Origin of the sequence: Streptacidiphilus neutrinimicus (assembly GCF_000787815.1) — a bacterium.
In the GTDB taxonomy this organism is placed as follows: domain Bacteria; phylum Actinomycetota; class Actinomycetes; order Streptomycetales; family Streptomycetaceae; genus Streptacidiphilus; species Streptacidiphilus neutrinimicus.
Genome location: NZ_BBPO01000116.1, coordinates 3,290 through 15,911 on the forward strand (window position 1 = coordinate 3,290; position 12,622 = coordinate 15,911).

Sequence of the window (12,622 nt, forward strand, 5' to 3'; positions counted from 1 at the left end):
TTCACCGGGCGGGACGTCGGGGTGGGGTCGCCGCCGGGTGGGGGAAGCCTAGGCCGTGGCAGGGGTGTGAGGGTGGGGCTGGTGGGCGGCGCGCCGACGGGCTCGCACGAGCGCAGTCGTGGTGCCGGCCCGTGGCGGGGCTGTGGTGGCGGCGTGAGGGTGCGGTGGACGGCCGGTGCCCGTGGATGGAACGGTTCGTTGCCCGGGGGTGGCGACTGTGTGGATCGAGCAGGTCGTGGACCTGCTACGGAAGCCGGCCAGGCGGTTCCCCCGATGGCGTGCCCGGGCCGCGGGGCCCCTGTGCGGGCGCTGCGGCACCGCTGCGCTGGCCCACGACGTCTCGGCTGCGCCGGGCTCTTACCCGGTGGACGACGCGGGAGTGGCGCCGCAGGTGTGGGCGGCCGCGATCCGGCGGGCGCTTCGGCGTCGCGGGGGCTGGCTCGCGATGGCCCAGCTGGAGCGCGCGACCGGCCTGGAGGTCTGGCAGATCCGGCTGGCCCTGGGGGAAACCAGTAGCTGCCCCACGGCACCCGCTGTCACGCACACCGTCTCTCGCGCTTCGGCACCTCCGAGGGTCTGAAGAGCTGGTGCCTCGTGGGCGTCAGTCGGCGGTGGCGTCGGGGGCGTGCCGGTTGAGGGCGGCGAGGAGGTCGTCGACGGTGGGGCCGGCGTCGGCGGGGTGGCGCAGTGGGGCGCCGGAGCGGATGCGGTAGAGGTTGGTGCGGCCGGTGCGGGTGTGGGTGAGGTAGCCGGCGTGTTCGAGGTCGGCGATGATCCGCTGCACGGCGCGTTCGGTGAGCAGGCAGCGGGCCGCGATGTCGCGCACGCGCAGGCCGGGGTCGCGGGCGATCTGGACCAGGACGCGGGCGTGGTTGGTCAGGAACGTCCACTGGGAGGGGCGCGGGTCGAGGTCCTGGCTCATCCCCCAAGCTTGCCGGGGATATCACGACACTTCAAGCACGACAGCAGTGTCGTGTCACGGTTGACGTGTACGGAGTGGAGGGGGATTCTTGTGGGGCGGCACCTTGCCGCGGGCTTTCGGCCGCGGAGTCCCGGCGTTGAGGCGAAGGCGGTGGTGGGCGATGACCCGGAACGACCTGAATGCGCTGGTGGCGTTGCTGGAGCAGGCCGGCCCTGTGCCGCGCGGGCTGTCGCAGGCGATCGCCGGCGTCGACGCCTACCTCACCCTCGCCGAGCAACATCGCACGGACCCGTGCCTGGTCTTCGAGCGGGAGCGGGCGTTCGACCTGTGGTGCACCCTTCAGGACGCCGTCGCGGCCCGCGGCCTGCCGGCTTCCCCGACGGCGCCGGCGGCCGTCGTCCCGGCGGGCGAGGGGGCGGCGGCCTGATGGGCGGTGAGTTCTCCAGGGTCCCGCCGTCGTGCCGGCCGGGCATGGTCGACGACGTGCTGGTGTTCCATCTGGCCGGGGATCTGGACGCGGACGCCCACGAGGCGTTCGCCGCGATGGACCTCCCCCTGGCCCGCTTCCACGCCGTGGTGGTCGACCTCGCCCAGGTGACGTTCTTCTCCTCCGCCACGCTGAACGCGCTGCTCTCCTTGCGCCTGCGCGCCGAACCCGCCGGCGTGCCCGTGCACCTGTGCGGCGTCGGTGCTCCGGCCGCCCGGGTGTTGGAGATCACCGGCGCCGACCGGCTGTTCCCCCGGCACGACGACCTGACCACCGCCCTCATGAGCCTCAGCCCCGTGCCGCCGGCTTCCTGACCGTTCCTGGACGGGCGCTGTCCCCTTTCGGCTGGCTGAGGATCCACCGGATGGTCCGCCCGTATGGCCGGGCGCCCGGGGGTGCCGGAGCGTGGCACGAAGGGCGGCCGGTCGCAGGCCCTCATGCCCTGCGCGGAAGCGGGCAGGAGCCGAAGAAGCCACAAGAGAGCGAGGACAGTGATGAGCAAGGTCCAGGAGTCGATCGACGTGGACGTACCGGTCACCACCGCGTACAACCAGTGGACGCAGTTCGAGGACTTCCCGCAGTTCATGGACGGCGTCGAGGAGATCACGCAGATCGACGACCGGCACAACCACTGGAGGACGAAGGTCGCCGGCGCCACCCGTGAGTTCGACACCGAGATCGTCGACCAGGTCCCGGACGACCACGTCACCTGGCGCACCACCAGCGGCGACGTGAAGCAGACCGGCACGGTGTCCTTCCAGCCGATCGACGCCACGCACACCCGGGTCATGCTCGCCATGGACTTCCAGCCCGAGGGCATCACCGAGAAGGCCGCCGACATGACGGGCATGCTGGACCGGCAGGTCAAGGGCGACCTCAAGCGCTTCAAGCACTTCATCGAAGAACGCGGCTTCGAGACCGGCGGCTACCGCGGCCACCTGTGACCGCGCAGCCCCTCCCCGCGCCACCGCGCCGCTGGTGGTCGATCTACCTCAACGATCATCTGACCGGCGCGAGTGCGGGCGTCCGACTCGCCCGGCGACTGGCGGACAGCGTCGACGAGTCCGCCAGGCCGGACGTGCGGCAGGTCGCACACGAGATCGCAGAAGACCGCGAAGCGCTGCTCGCCATCATGGCCGAGCTGGGCGTGCGCGCCGCCCGCCGGTATGCGGTGGCGGGAATGGCCGCGGAGTACATCGGGCGCCTCAAGCCGAACGGGCGTCTGCTGCGGCGCTCGCCGCTGGCTCCGCTGATCGAGTGCGAGGCCATGCTGGCCGGGGTCCAGGGCAAGCTCCAGGTCTGGCAGGCCCTCGCCGCGGCCGGCCCGCGCCTCGTGGGCCGCACCGATCTGGAAACTCTCCAGTCCCGCGCCCGCAGGCAAGTAACGGTACTGGAGCGGCTGCACCAGCACCTCGCCGCAGACCTCGCCGGCCTTCCCCGCCCGCCGAAGTGACGCGCCCGGAACCGACGCCTCCACCGGGGCTGAAGGCGCCCTCGCGGCGGTGGACCCCGCCGCGCGGATCTCCGCCGCCCCGTCCAGTGGCGGGCACGGACCGGCCGTGCGTGATCAAGGCGGGCCGGGGAACGCGCGGGCCATGGGCCTGTTTCAGAAACACCACCCCGAGGACCGCAAGGCCGAGGGCCAGGTCGCCGAGGGCCGGGAGGTCCGGGCCGCGGAGCGGGCCGGTGAGGCCGGCCCGGACGAGCCGACCGAGGTCCCGCGCCGGGGCTGGGTCGCGGTGCTGAAGGGCACCGGCCGGGAGTTCATGGACGACGAGCTGACCGACCGGGCCGCGGCGCTCACGTACTACGGCGTGCTGGCCCTGTTCCCGGCGCTGCTGGTACTGGTGTCCGTCCTGGCCCTGGTCGGCCCCTCGGCCACCCACGAGGTCCTGGACAACGTGGAAAAGCTCGCCCCGGGGTCGGTCCGCGAGATCCTGCGCACAGCCGTCACGCAGTTGCAGGCCAGCCGCCGCACCGGCGGCGTGGTGGCCGTGGTCGCACTGGCCGGCGCGCTGTGGTCGGCGTCCGGATACATCGCGGCGTTCATCCGGGCGGGCAACGCGGTCTACGACATCCGCGAGGGCCGCCCGGTGTGGAAGACCCTGCCGCTGCGGATCGGCCTGACGGCGCTGATGCTGGCGCTGCTGACCGCGAGCGCGGTGATCGTGGTGTTCACCGGTCCGCTCGCGCAGCGCGCCGGGGACCTCCTGGGGCTCGGGCACACGGTGGTGACGGTGTGGTCGATCGTGAAGTGGCCGGTGCTCGTCGTGCTGGTGTCGCTCATGATCGCCCTGTTGTACTGGGCGGCCCCGAATGTGCGCGGTCGCGGCTTTCGCTGGGTCTCCCCCGGCAGTGGGCTCGCGGTGCTGCTGTGGCTGTTGCTCTCCGGCGGCTTCTCCGCGTACGTGGCGAACTTCGGCTCCTACAACCGCACCTACGGCGCCCTGGCCGGCGTGATCGTGTTCCTGGTGTGGCTGTGGCTGTCCAACCTCGCCATCCTCCTCGGGCTGGAGTTCGACGCGGAACTCGCCCGCGAACGCGCCGCCGAAGGGGGCCTGCCCCGCGGCGAGGAACCCTACGTACCGCCCCACGACACCCGCACCTGGCCCGACGACGAAAAGCCCGACCACCGCGACGCCCCGTAGGGTGCGAGCGGTCGCAGGTCGACTCCGTCCGTCGCCGGTGCCAAGGAAGACCGCCAGGGCGCGGCACGGCGGTCTCACGTGGGATCGGTGGCGAGGTCGGCCCATACCGTTTTGCCGTCGTCCGTGGTGCCGGTGCCCCAGCCGGTGGCCAGGTGCTCGACGACGGCCAGACCGTGACCGCCCGGTCGATCGGCGCGTGGCTCTTGGCGAATCGGCGGCCACGGATTGCGGTCGCTGACCTCGATTCGCAGACGCCCGGGACGAAGTTCCAAAAACAGCTCACACGGCCCCTGCCCGTGGGTGAATGCGTTGGCCAGGAGTTCCGCGGCCACCAGCAGGACGTCGTCGGCGAGGTCCGGAGACCGCCTGGAGGGGGCGAGCAGGTGCCATTCGGCCAGGGTGCTGCGGGTGAAGTCCAGCCCGAGGGCGACCGGATCCTCGCTATAGGGCGGGAAGGTCAGCAAGCGCTGCTGACTTCCGCTGTTGCGTCCGCTTCGCACGCCGGTCCTCCCCTCGGGCCCAGGATGTCCACCACCGTCGCCCGGCGACTACCCACCGTCGGGACTTCCACTCCAGCCTGCCCGCTCACGCGGGGCCCCGATCGGCCATCTGCCGAGGCGGTCAACGCGCCCGGCTCGGTCTCTGAACGGATTACCCCGGCCCGCGCCCCGCCCGCATGCCCGGCCGGTTAGGGGGAACACGCGGCCTCAAGGAGGTGGGATACGTCATGGGTCCCTTGCTGTTGGTGCTGCTGCTCGCCCTGATCCTGGGCGGCGTCGGGTTCGCCGTGCACATCCTTTGGTGGGTCGCGCTGGTCGTGCTGGTGCTGTGGGTGGCCGGGTTCTTCTTCCGCGGCGCAGGAGAATCCCGCGGGCGCTGGTACCGCTGGTAGCGACCCCAGCGACGCACTCTCACGGACACGGGGCGAGGGCCGACACCGGTGCGGCATCCGCCCCGCGCCTATCCCGGACGCGGAAAGAGGAACGAATCGTGGATGGCGTGAAGCTGGCCTACAAACCCTTCGGGCTGCTGCTCAGCGCCGCGGCCGGCGCCGCCGCGGGCACGGTGACCCGGCGCCTTTGGCGCGCGGCCTCCGGCGAGGCGCAGCCGCCCAAGGCGACCGAACCGGACCACTCCTGGACCGAGATCCTGGCCGCCGCCGCGTTGCAGGGTGCCGTGTTCGCCCTGGCCAAAGCCGCCGTCGACCGCGCCGGCGCCACCACCGTCAAACGCCTCACCGGCACCTGGCCCGCATGACCGGCACCGAACCGAGCTGCCACCTGCACAGGTAGAAACGCAGAGCCCGCTGACCGCCGCCTTTGATCCTGCTCCCTGGCTTCCGCTGGTCCTGGCCGCCGCATTGACCGCGGCACGCGGCGCAGCCGCAGGACGCCACCGCCGCACCCGCTGAAACATCCGAGCGAGCGCACGGCAACCCCCAACGGCTTCCCGATGCCGCCACGACCGCCGTCTCATCCCGCTGAGATGCCGTCACCGCCCTGCGCCGCAGGACGCCACCCTGCGCCGAGAGCATCTGCGGGCCCCGGCTGCCGCACCTCTTTCACGTTGCTCTCCTCGGCGGACCGCGCACATGAGCCGCGCCGGGCGGGGATAGACGCACCATTGGGCCGGCGGCAGCGCCGCCACGATTCGGAACGCGGAAGGACAGAGCATGAGCGCGACCGGTGCGGTGGTGGGTGTGTACGAGTCGGTGCAGGACGCGGAGAACGCGGTGAAGGCGCTGCTGGACCAGGGCGTCCCCGCGGGGCAGGTCTCGATCGTGGGCCAGGACCTGCACAGTGAGACCCAGGTGCACGGCTTCGTGACCACCGGCGACGTCGCCAAGACGGGAGCGAAGACCGGGGCGTGGGTGGGCGGCCTGTTCGGCGTGTTGACCGGGGCGGCGCTGCTGTTCATCCCCGGCGTGGGGCCGCTGATCGTGCTGGGCCCGCTCGCCGCGGGCGCGGTGTCCGCCGCCGAGGGAGCCACCGCGGGCGGCGGCCTGGGCGCGGTCCTGGGCCACTTCATCGCCAAGCGCCACGTGCCCAAGTACAGCCGCCACCTGACCGAGGGCCACTACCTCGTCGTGCGCCAGGGACCTGACGCCGGCAAGGACGAGCAGTTGCTGCGCGAGCACACCGTCGCGACCGGGGTCGCCCACCACGACGACCTCGTGACCACCGCATCCTGAGTCCTGTACGCGGCTGCATGCCGCGCCGGCCGCCGACGATTCAGCGGCCGGCGCGGTCCTGGACGCAGCGGCCTGCTGCGGGTCACGGTGCGCCGCTGTGCTCCTATACGGGGCGGGCCAGGACACGGCCGAGCAGGGCGCCCGCGTAGATGCAGTAGCCCACGCCCACCAGCCAGGACACCACGACCAGGACGGTGCCGATCGTGCCGTAGGAGACGGCGTTGGCGACCAGCAGCGGGGCGAGCACCCAGGCGGAGAAGAACCTCAGTCCCACCAGCGCCACCACCGTCGCCATCGCGCCCGGCAACAGCGACCGCCAGGGGATCCGGGAGGCCAGCAGGAGCCGGGCCAGCCACCAGAACACCAGCAGGCCTCCCGCCAGGGTGACCGTGACCTGCAACCCCGGCTGCAACAAGGTGTGGCGTGCCGGCCGGCCGCTCCACGCCGCCGCGAGCAGGTAGCCGAGTAGCCCGGCCAGAGCCACCGCCTGGCGGGCCGCGCTGTTCCACGGCCCGCGGGGCAGATCCCACATCCGCTCGAACGCGCCCTGGACCGCGCCCATCAACGAGATCCCGAACACCGCGACCGCGGCGACGCTGCCCGCCGTCGTCGTGCTGAGCGTGCGCCCGCTGGTCGCGAACAGCCCCCGCACCGCCGCCGAGCCCTGCCCCGACAGGCCCATCGCCTCGGCGATCCACTGCGCCAGCCCCGCCCCGCGGGTGACCGCCGCCGCCGCGATGATCACCAGCAGCGGCATCAACGTCACCAGGAACAGCGCCCCGAACGCCATCGAGCGCTCCAGCAACTCCAGCTCACGCCCCCTGCTCCACAGCTCCCCGGCCCGCGCAGCCGCGGCCCGCACGGCCGTCACCATCCGCGCCTCCGCTGCCAGGGTGGCCGTCAACCGCGAACTACTTCCTCGTGCTGCCCGTCCGGTGCGACGCGGAACCCTGCACCGCTGACACCTTGACGTCATCACCGGTCAGAGGGACGCCGTTGCCCCCGGCCACTTGGCGACGATCCCACCCTGCGTGGCGACCCTGCGTGGCGATCGGCGAGCAGGACGCTACGGGCGGGAAAGCAGGCTTTCGCGCCCCTCAGCTCTTTCGGCGGCAGGCCAGCCAGACCAGGACGGCCGCACCGGCCGCGGCCAGCAGCACGATGCGGTGGTCCCGGGCCGCCTGCGCACCCTGGACCGCCTTCTGCCGCACGGGGTCGGGGGTCTTCTCCTGAAGGAGATGCGCTGCCTGGGCAGCCTTGTCCTTGACCGGGTCGGGGATCGTCTCCTCCAGCTGGACCGCCGTGCGGGCGGCCTTGGCCTTCACTTCTCCGGCCTTGGCGGCGGCCTGCTCCTTGACCTCCGCGGCCTTCTCCTGCGCGCGGGCCTTGACGTCCGTCTTGCCCGCCAACGCCTCGACCGTCTGCCCGAGCTCCTGACGGGTCTGCTCGACCTGCTCGCGCAACTCCTCGGGGCTGGAGGCGGTGGGCTCGTCATCGTGGGGCGGCTGGGTCATCGCTGCGCACTCTCCTTGATCTCGGCCACGTCGGCCTTCACGCTCTCGACCGTCCGCTCCGGTGCGAGCGGCTCCGCCAGCTCGATCTGCTTCTTCCCGGTCAGGGCCAGCACGGCGGCGATCACACCCAGCACCGCGCCGACGATCAACGCCGCGGCCCACACCGGCAGCGCCACCGCCAGCGCGGCGATCGCCGCGGCCACCAGGGCCTGCGCCATCAAGAAGCCGACCACCCCGGCCCCGCCGAACAGGCCGCCGCCCTTGCCGTAGCGCCTGCCCTTCTCCCTCATCTCCGCCTGCGCGAGCCGCATCTCGCCGCGCACCAGCTCCGTCAACTGCTGCGAGGCCCGCTGCACCAGCTCGCCCACCGGCTCGCCGCCGCCCGGCCCGGCACCACGGCCGCCAGGCGGCGGCTGCATGGTCGACACGACGAACACCTCCCGTCTCCTGGCTCGATCCACGGGTGCGGCGCACGACTGGACCGCCCGGTGACGCGGCTACCCCGATCTGGGCAGACCACGACACTGGCACGCCCATCCGGCGTTGAGCGACGCGCCCCTTTCGGCGCGGAGCTGAACGCTGTCCCCAGGCCGTCGGCACCGCCAGGGCATCGCGGCAGAGGGCGAGCGCGGCAAGGATCCAGCCCGGGGAGCGCGGCCTGGGCAGACGGGTAGACGGCCGATGTCGCTGGCCGCCCCCCGCGGTGGCGCCCGTGCGGCTCAAGGGCGTCGGGCCGCACGGGCGGGGCCGGGCCGAGGAGGTGAGCGCGGGCCTGGCCCATGCCGGCGCCTCTGCAACCGGGTATCTGGCCCCTAACCTGTCCCCCCTCCCGAAACACCGCCTCCGCCAGCCCCGTCGACCACGTCTGCGGCCCGATCTGGAGCCACCCGGATTTCCGGCGAGATCGGGAGCAAGGCGCTCCAAGCCCGGCGAGCGGCGCCCAGCAGGCCGAACCATCGCGCACGAGGGGCAGCAACTAGACACAGACGGAGAACGCTGTCAACCGCCTTCGACAACCCTCGGCTGCACCTCTAACGTGACCAACGCGCTCTCCAATGGCGCTCCAACGGCCCTCCCTGACTCGCCGACACAACGATTCGGAAGGGCCGTGCTCACTCCGGACCCGGCTTCCGGCCCTCCACTGCAACTTCTTACGTCCGGGCCTGGCCCGTCATCAGTCGAGGGCGATCCGGGCGAGGCTGTCCTGAAGGCGGCGCACGGCGTTCTCGGCCTCGGTGTACTGCTCGGGGCTCGACGGGACGGTGCCGAAAGTGCGGCCGCCGTCGGCGGGCAGGGCGCGCCAGTGCAGGACGGGTTCGAGGGCGGCTATGGCGCCGGACAGGAACCAGGCCAGGCGTCCGTGGGTGCGGGCCAGGTTGATGGCCAAGACGGCGAGTGCCTCCCGCAGACGCTCCAGCCGGTCCTTGTCCGGCAGAGCCTCCTGGGCCCTCGATGTGCCCACCGCGTCGCGCAGACCGGCCTCGGCCTGGAACGCGAGGTCACGGTCCCCCGGCGTCAGTACCCACACCCGGTCACGGACCTGCCGTTCGGCTTCCTCGGTCAGGTCCTTGATCGCGGCCCGCATGTCCATGCCGCTCACCGTAGTGGCCCCGGTCGTGCTTCACCGGGTTCGCCGCCCTGCCCGGCGTTCATTCATCACACCACGACGGCGCGGAGGGAGTGGATGGCCTCGCAGGGGTGGCAGTGCTGCTGCCGGACAAGGCTCAGGTCGGCAATCGGCCTGGTGGTGGCGGCAGGCGCCAGGGGGCGGCCGCCCACTGGCTGAGCAGTGGTGCTCGTATGCCGGGCGCGCCCAGGCCGGTCAATGATCCGCGAGGGTAGCCGTTGACGGGCGTCCCGGCACTCCGTGTCTTCGGATTTCAGCGCAGGACCTCGACCAGGAGCACCCAGGCGTTGACAGCGGCGATCGTGACGGCGAGGACGAATGCGGCAGGCAGCCAGTACAGGCCGCCGCCGTGGCCGGCGGCGAGGGATGCTCCGGCGGTCAGCAGGGTGAGGGTGACGGCGGCGGCGAGGAAGCGCCGCAGGATCACTTCGGTTGGGTTCGGGCTGCGGCCTCGGCCGGTGTAGGCGGCGCGGACGGGCGAGATCGCGCTCGCAGCGGCGTTGAGGAGGACGAAGGCGGCGAGCACGTCCGGGTTGATGGCCGGGGTCAGTGCGACGACGCTGATGAGCAAGACGATGAGCAGCGCGACGAGGGCTTCGAGGGCGCGGCCCGTCATGGAGCTGTGGCCTTCGCGTTTCTCGATGTCCAGGACGGTGCGGATGTTGACGCTGAGGCCGACGAAGATGAGGCCGCAGAGCGCTGCTGCCGCGCCGCCCGCGCACAGGAACATGTCGGTCCAGCCTCCGGTGGCGTAGCCGGTCATCTGCGGGGAGCCCCTTTCGTCGGTGTCGTTGGGTGGCTTTGCGCCGGTGTGTGGTGGTCATCGGGTGTGCCGGGCACCGGAGCGGGCGCATCGGTGCGCCCACCCGGGTGTCCGGGCGTTTGCCAGGCCCTGGGCACTCAGCTGCCGGGGTGGGCCTTTGCGGCGAGGGTGGTGTCGATCCAGTCGAAGGTGATCTGGTTGAAGCGGGACATGGCGCCTATGTGGCAGTGCTCGCCGGCGCCTTCGGCCTCGGGGAGGGTGATCAGGGTGTGGGGGCAGGTCAGGGCGGCCTGGACGCGGTGGGGCTGGCCGCGGAAGAACTGGTCGTTTTCGGCGTCCAGGATGAGGGTGGGGCAGGCGATGAGCTGGGCGACGCCCTCGAGGGTGTACGCGGCCGTACGGCGGATGTAGTCCGCGGGCGAGGTGGCGCCGAATGTCCACACCCCGTTGCGCAGGGCCCACCGGAGTTGGGTGTTGCCCTTCATGAGCATGCTCGCGACGGGGTTGGCGAGGTCGTCCTGTCCGGTCTCGACCCACTCGGCAAGGAACGGCGGCATCATCCGGGTGTGCGCGTCGTGGTAGTCGTACAGGCCGTCGTCCAGCACCAGTGCGGCGAGGCGGTGCTCGAACGCGGCGGCGCGGGCGGTGAGGTAGCCGCCGAGGCTGTAGCCCATCAGGACGAGCCGGTCGGGGTCGATCTGGGGGCGCGTCAGCGCGTAGTCGACGACCGGGGTGACCACGGCCTCCCAGTCCGGACGGAAGACCAGGTGCTGTTCGCGCAGCGCTGCCCCCTGGCCGGGGCCGTCGTAGGCGAGCACGTTGTAGCCGCGGCGCAGCGCGGCCGCCCCGACGACGAAGTACGCCTCTTCCAGGGTGGAGTCGAAACCGCTGGTGAAGATGACGGTGGGGCGGGGGGTGTCCGAGTCGTCGACGAGGAAGAGGTAGCCGGGCAGGGTGCCGTCCTCGTACGGGATGCGGACGGCTTCGACCGGGGTGTCCATCAGGGACGCGGCGGTCGCGAACGTCTCGCGGGAGAGGGCGGACAGACGCTTGACCTCGGGGTCGCCTGCGGGGTCGTCGCGGCGGTAGAACTCAGCGGTGCGGTAGTAGCTCGAGGCGCGCAGCAGGGCCTCGCGGGCGCTCACCCGGTGCCCGTGGGCCAGGGCGCGGGAGCCGATCGCGTGGACGCGCTCGGCGGTGCTGCTCCACTCGCGCAGCCAGGCGTCCTCGTCCCCTTCGGCGATGTTGCGGGCGGTGGCCACGACCTCGCCCAGGTCCGCGCCACCGTAGTTGGCGAACCCGGCCGCGCGCAGGGTCTCGAAGGAGAACGACTCGTCCTCGAACAGGAACCGCATGTTGCACCCCAAACTCTGAAATCGACTTTTAGCGAGACGGAACGCGCCCGTCTCGTCTACTGGAAGACGGTAGTCTTCATCTAGTCGAGACGCAACCGTTCCGTCTCGTGGTAGTTTTCCGGTATGCCCAGCTCACCCGCACAAGCCCGCGAGCCCCAGCGCCGCCCCCTGGGGGGTCCCGTCCTGCAGGACTCCGTCACCGAGGCGATCGCAGCCGCCTTCTTCGAAGAACTGGCCGGGGCCGGCTACGCGCGGCTCTCCCTGGAGACGGTCGCCAAGCGGGCCGGCGCGGGCAAGGCCGCGATCTACCGCCGCTGGCCCTCCAAGCTCGACATGACCGTCGCCCTGGCCACCGCCGTCGCCGTGGACGCGCCCGTACCGCCCGACACGGGAACCCTGCGAGGCGACGTCCTCGCATTCCTCACCGGCGTCGCGGACGCACTGCGCAACCCGCTGGCCTCCAAGATCATCCCCGACCTGCTCGCCGAGAGCGCCCGCAACCCCGAGCTGCAGCAGGCCCTGTTCACCGCGGTCCGCGACACCCGCCGCAGCAAAGCCACCCGCATGCTCGAACAGGCCGTCGAGCGCGGCGAACTGCCCGCCGACACCGACCTCGAGCTCGCCCTCGACCTCCTCGCGGGCCCCCTCTACTGGCGCCTCGCCGTCCTGCACACCCCCACCGCCCCCGACTACCTCAACCGCCTCACCGACAAGCTCCTCGCCGCCATCACCGCCTGATACCGCCGGCCGGACCGCTGGGCGGCGTCGGACGCCGGCAGACAGCCGCACCCCCGGCCTGCCGGCACCGCCGGGCGGATGGCGGGCGACCGTGGGGCCCTGAGGGCGCGCCACATGTCCGAAGTCAGTCGGACAGGCTCGGGGCGGCGCTGGTTTCCGGGCCGTTCGCACTGCCGGCGAGCCACTGCTGCCAGGTGAGGTCGAACGAGGCGTAGCCGTTGTCGGCCTGCGCCTTGCCGCGCGGTGAGCCGGTGATGGTGACCGGGTCCCCGACGTGGACGTAGTTGTAGAACCACGTCGCGTCGGCAAGCGACAGGTGGACGCAGCCGTGCGAGCCGACGCCGTGGCCGGGGTGCTTGTCGCCGTCGGAGGGGGGG

The 12,622-nt window shown here is 72.1% G+C and carries 18 protein-coding genes; 9 read left to right on the forward strand and 9 right to left on the reverse strand.

What is annotated here, in order from left to right; all coding sequences use genetic code 11:
* Positions 1 to 601: 601 nt before the first annotated feature.
* Positions 602 to 922, reverse strand: coding sequence for a helix-turn-helix transcriptional regulator (locus TR48_RS35950; protein WP_042374790.1), 321 nt, complete (start codon positions 920 to 922; stop codon positions 602 to 604).
* A 160-nt stretch (positions 923 to 1,082) separates the two neighbouring features.
* On the opposite strand from TR48_RS35950, the gene TR48_RS35955 reads away from it, so the two are divergent.
* The 5 genes from TR48_RS35955 (at position 1,083) to TR48_RS35975 (ending at position 4,057) form a co-directional block, all read left to right on the forward strand.
* The gene (locus TR48_RS35955; protein ID WP_042374791.1) at positions 1,083 to 1,349 is read left to right on the forward strand and encodes a hypothetical protein; all 267 of its coding nucleotides are present in this window, start codon (positions 1,083 to 1,085) and stop codon (positions 1,347 to 1,349) included.
* Positions 1,349 to 1,723, forward strand: a complete 375-nt coding sequence (locus TR48_RS35960; RefSeq protein WP_063771130.1) for an STAS domain-containing protein — start codon at positions 1,349 to 1,351, stop codon at positions 1,721 to 1,723. Before TR48_RS35955 ends, TR48_RS35960 begins: the two co-directional genes overlap by 1 nt.
* Before the next feature lie 180 nt (positions 1,724 to 1,903).
* Positions 1,904 to 2,353, forward strand: a complete 450-nt coding sequence (locus TR48_RS35965) for an SRPBCC family protein (protein WP_042374793.1) — start codon at positions 1,904 to 1,906, stop codon at positions 2,351 to 2,353.
* Positions 2,350 to 2,862, forward strand: coding sequence for a hypothetical protein (locus TR48_RS35970; protein WP_042374794.1), 513 nt, complete (start codon positions 2,350 to 2,352; stop codon positions 2,860 to 2,862). The genes TR48_RS35965 and TR48_RS35970 overlap by 4 nt, the downstream gene beginning before the upstream one ends.
* A gap of 142 nt (positions 2,863 to 3,004) precedes the next feature.
* Entirely contained in the window at positions 3,005 to 4,057 is a 1,053-nt protein-coding gene (locus TR48_RS35975; RefSeq protein ID WP_084730045.1) for a YihY/virulence factor BrkB family protein, read from the forward strand.
* Positions 4,058 to 4,131: 74 nt separating this feature from the next.
* Here the strand turns inward: TR48_RS35975 and TR48_RS35980 are convergent, their stop codons facing one another.
* A complete protein-coding gene (locus TR48_RS35980; RefSeq protein ID WP_084730046.1) occupies positions 4,132 to 4,557 on the reverse strand; it encodes an ATP-binding protein in 426 nt (141 codons plus the stop codon).
* A 227-nt stretch (positions 4,558 to 4,784) separates the two neighbouring features.
* Here TR48_RS35980 and TR48_RS35985 point away from each other — a divergent pair, with 227 nt between their 5' ends.
* The 3 genes from TR48_RS35985 (at position 4,785) to TR48_RS35995 (ending at position 6,248) form a co-directional block, all read left to right on the forward strand.
* Positions 4,785 to 4,949: a hypothetical protein gene (locus TR48_RS35985; protein WP_042374796.1), complete on the forward strand. Its 165-nt coding sequence runs from the start codon at positions 4,785 to 4,787 to the stop codon at positions 4,947 to 4,949.
* Between the two features lie 98 nt (positions 4,950 to 5,047).
* A complete protein-coding gene (locus tag TR48_RS35990; protein WP_042374797.1) occupies positions 5,048 to 5,314 on the forward strand; it encodes a DUF4235 domain-containing protein in 267 nt (88 codons plus the stop codon).
* 415 nt (positions 5,315 to 5,729) lie between these two features.
* Positions 5,730 to 6,248 (forward strand): general stress protein, encoded by a 519-nt coding sequence (locus tag TR48_RS35995; protein WP_042374798.1) that lies wholly within the window; start codon positions 5,730 to 5,732, stop codon positions 6,246 to 6,248.
* A gap of 103 nt (positions 6,249 to 6,351) precedes the next feature.
* On the opposite strand, the gene TR48_RS36000 is transcribed toward TR48_RS35995, so the two are convergent.
* From TR48_RS36000 to TR48_RS36025, 6 genes are all read right to left on the reverse strand, one after another.
* Entirely contained in the window at positions 6,352 to 7,152 is an 801-nt protein-coding gene (locus tag TR48_RS36000) for a YhjD/YihY/BrkB family envelope integrity protein (RefSeq protein WP_052443327.1), read from the reverse strand.
* Positions 7,153 to 7,345: 193 nt separating this feature from the next.
* A complete protein-coding gene (locus tag TR48_RS36005) occupies positions 7,346 to 7,762 on the reverse strand; it encodes a DUF3618 domain-containing protein (protein ID WP_042374799.1) in 417 nt (138 codons plus the stop codon).
* On the reverse strand, positions 7,759 to 8,181 hold the full coding sequence (locus TR48_RS36010) for a phage holin family protein (RefSeq protein ID WP_174501767.1): 423 nt from the start codon (positions 8,179 to 8,181) through the stop codon (positions 7,759 to 7,761). The genes TR48_RS36005 and TR48_RS36010 overlap by 4 nt, the downstream gene beginning before the upstream one ends.
* 755 nt (positions 8,182 to 8,936) lie before the next feature.
* Positions 8,937 to 9,353, reverse strand: a complete 417-nt coding sequence (locus TR48_RS36015; protein WP_042374800.1) for a hypothetical protein — start codon at positions 9,351 to 9,353, stop codon at positions 8,937 to 8,939.
* Positions 9,354 to 9,642: 289 nt separating this feature from the next.
* On the reverse strand, positions 9,643 to 10,152 hold the full coding sequence (locus TR48_RS36020; RefSeq protein ID WP_042374801.1) for a hypothetical protein: 510 nt from the start codon (positions 10,150 to 10,152) through the stop codon (positions 9,643 to 9,645).
* 137 nt (positions 10,153 to 10,289) lie between these two features.
* Positions 10,290 to 11,507, reverse strand: coding sequence for an alpha/beta hydrolase family protein (locus TR48_RS36025; protein ID WP_042374802.1), 1,218 nt, complete (start codon positions 11,505 to 11,507; stop codon positions 10,290 to 10,292).
* A gap of 123 nt (positions 11,508 to 11,630) precedes the next feature.
* Here TR48_RS36025 and TR48_RS36030 point away from each other — a divergent pair, with 123 nt between their 5' ends.
* Positions 11,631 to 12,245 carry a TetR-like C-terminal domain-containing protein gene (locus TR48_RS36030; protein ID WP_042374803.1) on the forward strand — a complete coding sequence of 205 codons (615 nt, stop codon included), beginning with the start codon at positions 11,631 to 11,633 and terminating at the stop codon, positions 12,243 to 12,245.
* A gap of 124 nt (positions 12,246 to 12,369) precedes the next feature.
* Here TR48_RS36030 and TR48_RS36035 read toward each other — a convergent pair.
* Positions 12,370 to 12,622, reverse strand: a 253-nt coding sequence (locus TR48_RS36035; protein ID WP_042374804.1) for a L,D-transpeptidase family protein, incomplete at its 5' end; no start/stop codon positions are given.

Excerpts from the sequence above, each read along its gene's own strand:
- TR48_RS35950 (WP_042374790.1), bottom strand. The coding sequence starts at position 922 with ATGAGCCAGGACCTCGACCCGCGCCCCTCCCAGTGGACGTTCCTGACC.
- TR48_RS35955 (WP_042374791.1), top strand. The coding sequence starts at position 1,083 with ATGACCCGGAACGACCTGAATGCGCTGGTGGCGTTGCTGGAGCAGGCC.
- TR48_RS35960 (WP_063771130.1), top strand. The coding sequence starts at position 1,349 with ATGGGCGGTGAGTTCTCCAGGGTCCCGCCGTCGTGCCGGCCGGGCATG.
- TR48_RS35965 (WP_042374793.1), top strand. The coding sequence starts at position 1,904 with ATGAGCAAGGTCCAGGAGTCGATCGACGTGGACGTACCGGTCACCACC.
- TR48_RS35975 (WP_084730045.1), top strand. The coding sequence starts at position 3,005 with ATGGGCCTGTTTCAGAAACACCACCCCGAGGACCGCAAGGCCGAGGGC.
- TR48_RS35985 (WP_042374796.1), top strand. The coding sequence starts at position 4,785 with ATGGGTCCCTTGCTGTTGGTGCTGCTGCTCGCCCTGATCCTGGGCGGC.
- TR48_RS35995 (WP_042374798.1), top strand. The coding sequence starts at position 5,730 with ATGAGCGCGACCGGTGCGGTGGTGGGTGTGTACGAGTCGGTGCAGGAC.
- TR48_RS36005 (WP_042374799.1), bottom strand. The coding sequence starts at position 7,762 with ATGACCCAGCCGCCCCACGATGACGAGCCCACCGCCTCCAGCCCCGAG.
- TR48_RS36010 (WP_174501767.1), bottom strand. The coding sequence starts at position 8,181 with ATGCAGCCGCCGCCTGGCGGCCGTGGTGCCGGGCCGGGCGGCGGCGAG.
- TR48_RS36015 (WP_042374800.1), bottom strand. The coding sequence starts at position 9,353 with ATGGACATGCGGGCCGCGATCAAGGACCTGACCGAGGAAGCCGAACGG.
- TR48_RS36020 (WP_042374801.1), bottom strand. The coding sequence starts at position 10,152 with ATGACCGGCTACGCCACCGGAGGCTGGACCGACATGTTCCTGTGCGCG.
- TR48_RS36025 (WP_042374802.1), bottom strand. The coding sequence starts at position 11,507 with ATGCGGTTCCTGTTCGAGGACGAGTCGTTCTCCTTCGAGACCCTGCGC.
- TR48_RS36030 (WP_042374803.1), top strand. The coding sequence starts at position 11,631 with ATGCCCAGCTCACCCGCACAAGCCCGCGAGCCCCAGCGCCGCCCCCTG.